Annotated in this window: 3 protein-coding genes and 1 pseudogene; 1 reads left to right on the forward strand and 3 read right to left on the reverse strand. The window is 70.6% G+C overall.

Annotated features, from left to right (window positions below):
* Positions 1-137: 137 nt before the first annotated feature.
* Positions 138-1,739: an OmpA family protein gene (locus BQ8420_RS22375; protein WP_087101132.1), complete on the reverse strand. Its 1,602-nt coding sequence runs from the start codon at positions 1,737-1,739 to the stop codon at positions 138-140.
* Between the two features lie 317 nt (positions 1,740-2,056).
* On the opposite strand from BQ8420_RS22375, the gene BQ8420_RS22380 reads away from it, so the two are divergent.
* Entirely contained in the window at positions 2,057-2,545 is a 489-nt protein-coding gene (locus BQ8420_RS22380; protein ID WP_087101134.1) for a DUF1772 domain-containing protein, read from the forward strand.
* 53 nt (positions 2,546-2,598) lie between these two features.
* On the opposite strand, the gene BQ8420_RS22385 is transcribed toward BQ8420_RS22380, so the two are convergent.
* Together BQ8420_RS22385 and BQ8420_RS22390 are read right to left on the reverse strand one after the other, a co-directional pair.
* The gene (locus BQ8420_RS22385) at positions 2,599-4,050 is read right to left on the reverse strand and encodes an FAD-dependent oxidoreductase (protein ID WP_087101133.1); all 1,452 of its coding nucleotides are present in this window, start codon (positions 4,048-4,050) and stop codon (positions 2,599-2,601) included.
* Positions 4,047-4,502, reverse strand: a pseudogene (locus BQ8420_RS22390) (molybdopterin oxidoreductase family protein); the annotation flags it as partial. The pseudogene BQ8420_RS22390 and the gene BQ8420_RS22385, both read right to left, overlap by 4 nt.
* Between the last annotated feature and the right edge of the window lie 25 nt (positions 4,503-4,527).

Raw genomic sequence — 4,527 nt, forward strand, 5'->3', positions numbered from 1 at the left:
ACTTTATTCGTCGGCAGCGTCTGTTGTGTATAAGTGACAGGCCGGTGCGCTGAACCGGGCGCGGGGCCTTGGGTGGTGACGGGCCGGTGCCCCGTTCCCGGTGGGGGAAGCGGGGCGCCGGCCCGTGCTCCGGGTCCCTACTGGATGGGGATGCGGGGGATCTCGCCGAAGGCGCCCGCGTACAGGGTCATTTCGGTGATGTCGTCGGCCGGGGCGGGGAAGACCGCCAGGGCCAGGTATTCCTCGCCGGGGCTGAGGGTGTGGATCTCGTCGGCGAAGTCCTCGTACTCGTCCTCTCCGGTGCTGATGCGGATCACGTAGCGGAGCAGTCCGGAGTCGCTCTCCTCCAGCCGGAAGCCGCCCATGGTGCCCTCGGTGTACTGGGCGGGGCTGCCCGGCAGGCGTGCCTCGTCACCGTCCAGGTCCGCCTCCAGGTCGCTCAGGGTGGAGTTCTGGAAACCCACCACCTGGAACAGGTAGGCGCCGTCGCGCACCAGCGGGTAGACGTTCAGGTCGAGGTCGTTGTGGGAGACGGTGGTGTGCACGTCCATCTCCTCGAAGTAGGGGGCCGGCTCCGCGACGTGGCGTTGGGCGGAGTCCAGGCCCTCGGTGTCCTCGCTGTCGGTGGCGTCCATGGGCACCTCGTAGAAGAACTCCACCCGGCGGTTGCGGGCCCGGGCCTCCTCGTCGTCGTCCTGGCCCTCCTCGGCGAGCAGTTCGTCGGCGCCGCGGCCCTCGGTGTGGAGGGTGAAGCCGTCACCGAGTTCCTCTTCGATGAGTTCGCGGGCGGCCTCGGCGCGTTCCTCGGACAGGGTCTGGTTGTGGCCTGCGGATCCGGTGGAGTCGGTGTGGCCGATGACGGTGATCTCGGTGCCTTCGGCGAGGTTCTCGCGGAGGGAGGCCGCGGTCTGGCGGATGGTCTCGGCGGCTTCGTCGGTGGGTTCGGCCTCATCGACCTCGAACATGTTGTCCGAGTGCAGGGCGATGGTCTCCTGGTCGCCGGAGCGGGTGGTGGAGGCGATGGGGCTGTCGACGAAGCTCTCCATGGACTGGCGGTAGGCGTCCACGTCCAGGCCGGGTTCGGGTACGTCCTCGGGGTAGAAGATCTCCTCGGGCAGCTCGCCCTGTTCCCAGGTGTCGGGGTCGATGTGGTCGTAGACGTTGGGTTCGGGTGCTTCGGTGAACTCGTCGACGTGGGTGATGGGGATGCCGGGGACGTAGCCCAGACCGGAGCCGGTGAAGGTGAGGGTCTGCACGTCCTCGCTGGGGGCGGGGAAGTAGCGGCGCATGGGCAGGGGCAGGCCCTCGTGGGTGGGCAGGAAGGGGTCGCCCTCCTCGAAGTAGGTGCCGTAGTTCTCGCCGTGCTCTTCGTTGTTCATCACCCGCAGGACCTCGCCGGAGAGCGGGTCGACCATGCGGATGGGGGCCACGGCGCTGGTGACGGCGCCCGGCAGGGGTTCGAGGATGTTGTGGGTGACGTCGATCATCATGTACTCGCCGTTGGATTCGAGTGCGTTGATGACGACCTCGAAGGCGACGTCGTTGCCGTCCTCGACGAACATACGGCCCTGGCGGGTGAAGGGCAGCTCCGGTGCGGCGCTCTCCTGTGCCTGTTCCTCGGAGTTCTCTTCGGTGGGGGGCTGGTCACCGCCGGTGAGGTCGCGGACCAGGCCGCAGGAGCTGAGGGCCAGGCTCAGCGCGAGTGCCGCGCCGATCGCGCCGAGGGCTCGTTGGGACATGTACGGGGGCTCCCTTGTGCGTGCTCCGGCCGTTGGGGAGGCCGGGAATGTGGATGACTCGGCTGCTCAGACGCACGGGAGGCACTTCTGGTTCGGTCGGTGGCGAAAAGCGGCCACTCCCCGGCCGGGTGGGGCGGGGCGGTGGTGAGCACACCCGGGGTCGCGGGTTATCGGTTGTCGTGGTGGCCGGTTTCGGTCGTGGTGTGGGGGTGGGTGGTGGTCGCGGGCCGTGGCGCGCCGGGCGGGGAGGTGCTTCGATGTTGTGGGGCGGTTCCCCCGGGCGGGCGGCCTTGGCGAGGGATGGTGGGCGTGTGGATGTGACACAGGTGGTGTTCGGGTTCGTCCCGGTGCTGGCGGTGGTGTTGACGGGCCTGTTCGCGGGGTTGTTCCTGAGCTTTTCGATGGCGGTGATGCCCGGGCTGGCGCGGGTGGAGGATCGGGCGATGGTGGAGTCGATGCAGCGCATCAACTCCGCCATCCTCAACCCGGTGTTCGCGCTGGTGTTCGTGGGTGCGCCGGTGGCGGTCCTGGGGTCGGTGGCGTTGTTCTTCGCGGCCGGCGCGCATGCCTCGGCGGTGTGGACGGGTGTGGGTCTGGTGGCGTTGGTGTCGGCGGTGGTCGTCACCTTCACGGTCAACGTTCCGCGCAACAACGCCCTGGACGCGGCGGGCTCCTCCTCCCGTGCGGGAGAGGCGGCGGCGGTTCGGGCCGCCTTCGAACCGGTGTGGGTGCGTTGGAACCACGTGCGCACCCTGATGGCGGTGGTCGGACTGGTGTGCTGCGCCGCGGGCCTGTCCCTGCACTGAGTCAAGGCCCTCAACCCCCGTGCGGGTGGACCGAAACCCTTCGGGGTGTGGTCTCAGGGAATGGTGGTGGGGGTCGTGTTCGCACCGCCCATCCCTTCCAGTAGGGCGTCGACGTCGCGCACGCAGCCACCGCACCCGGTGGTGGCGCGGGTGCGGTGGGCGATGGCCTCGCGGGTGCGGGCCCCGTCCAACCAGGCCTGTTCTATCTCCTCGCGTCCCACCGCGTTGCACCGGCACACCAGGGCCGGGGCGGGGTCCTGTTCGTGGGGGGTGTGGGCGGGGTGTCCCTGGACCAGGGCGAGCCGGTCGGCGGGTACGGGCATGGCGGTGTCGTAGAGCTGGGCCAGGGTGGCCGCGGCCTCGGGGAAGCCGAGCAGGACCGCGCCTACGACACGGTCCCGCTCCACTGACAGTTTGGCGTAGCGACCCCCGTGCGGGTCGCTGACGGTGACGGTCTCCACCTCTGGCCCGTCGTCCTCCTCCTGGACGCGGCCGAACGCGGTCAGTTCGATGCCCTGGGCCTTGAGGCGGGTCAGTGGTCGGGCGCCCCGGTAACGGGCGCCCGGTTCGACGCCGGTCAGCCGACGGGCCAGCACCGCGGCTTGTTCCCAGCCGGGTCCGACCAGCCCGGCCCCTCCCCCGGGGTGTTGGGCGCAGTCGCCGATGGCGTGGACGCGGCTGTGGGAGGTGGTCAGGTGGTCGTCGACCACGACCCCGTGTTCGACCTCGATGGCGGCGTCCTTGGCCAGTTCGGTGTTGGCGCGCACCCCCGCGGTGACCACCAGGGCGTCGCCGGCCAGGACACGGCCGTCGTCCAGTTCCAGGCCGGTGCCGGGGATCCATCGGGACGCCACCCGCCAGGAGTGCACGTTCACCCCCAGTGCTTCGTAGCGGCGGGCCAGGATGTGGGCGGCCGGTCGGTCGATCTGGCGGCGCATGATCCAGGGTGAGGATTCCACCAGGCTCACCCTGGCGCCGCGTCCGACCAGGCCTCGGGCGGCCTCCAGACCCAGGACGCCGCCGCCCAGGACGACTACCGGCGCGCCGGGGCGGACCAGGGACAGGACTCGTTGGCAGTCGTCCAGGTCCCGTAGGGCGCACACGCCCTCTGCGGGTGCGCCTTGGTGGCCGCTCACCCCGGTGATGGGTGGCAGGGCGGCGCGGGCGCCGGTGGCCAGGACGAGTTCGTCGAAGGTCAGGTGGGTGCCGTCGTCCAGGCGCAGGCGTCGGTGGGTGGTGTCGATGCTCGTGGCTGTCACGCCGGTGCGCACGCTCACCCCGGGGGTGTCGGGGACGGGCAGTCGGATCTGTCGGGGGGTGTGGGTGCCGGCCAGGACCTGTGAGAGCAGGACCCGGTTGTAGGCGGGGTGGTGTTCGGTGCCCACGACCCGAAGGTCCACCCGGGCGCCGTGGGGGTCCAAGTGGGCGACCTCCTCGGCCAGGCGTGCGCCGACCATGCCGTTGCCGATGACCACGATCCGGCGCGGGGGCGGGTTGGTGCTCATGGGGTTTCTCCGGTGGGTGGGTGCGGGGCCGGCTCCAGGCGTACGGCGCTGACCTTGAACTCGGGCATGCGGCTGATGGGGTCCAGGGCCGGGTGGGTGAGGTTGTTGGCGGCCTGGGCGCCGGGGTAGTGGAAGGGCAGGAACACGGTGTCCAGGCGTGCTGTGGTGTCCAGGCGCACCCTGGCCAGGGTGGTGCCGCGCCGGGAGGTCAGGTGGGCCCAGTCGCCGTGGGCGAGTCCGGCGCGGGCCGCGGTGTCGGGGTGTACTTCCACGTAGGCGCAGGGTTGGGCGTTGAGGAGTTCGGGGACGCGGCGGGTCTGGGCGCCGGACTGGTAGTGGCCCATGAGACGGCCGGTGGTGGCGATGAGCGGGTGATCCTGGTCGGGTTCCTCGGCCGGTGGGAGGTGGCGGACGGGGGTGAAACGGGCGCGGCCGTCGGGGTGGGCGAAGGCTGTCTCTTATTCTCATCAGACGCTG

The organism is Nocardiopsis sp. JB363, from assembly GCF_900143625.1.
Taxonomy (GTDB): Bacteria; Actinomycetota; Actinomycetes; order Streptosporangiales; family Streptosporangiaceae; genus Nocardiopsis.

What these genes read in the sequence shown, in the direction of transcription:
- BQ8420_RS22385 (WP_087101133.1), bottom strand. Translation starts at nt 4,050, where the DNA reads ATGAGCACCAACCCGCCCCCGCGCCGGATCGTGGTCATCGGCAACGGC.
- BQ8420_RS22375 (WP_087101132.1), bottom strand. Translation starts at nt 1,739, where the DNA reads ATGTCCCAACGAGCCCTCGGCGCGATCGGCGCGGCACTCGCGCTGAGC.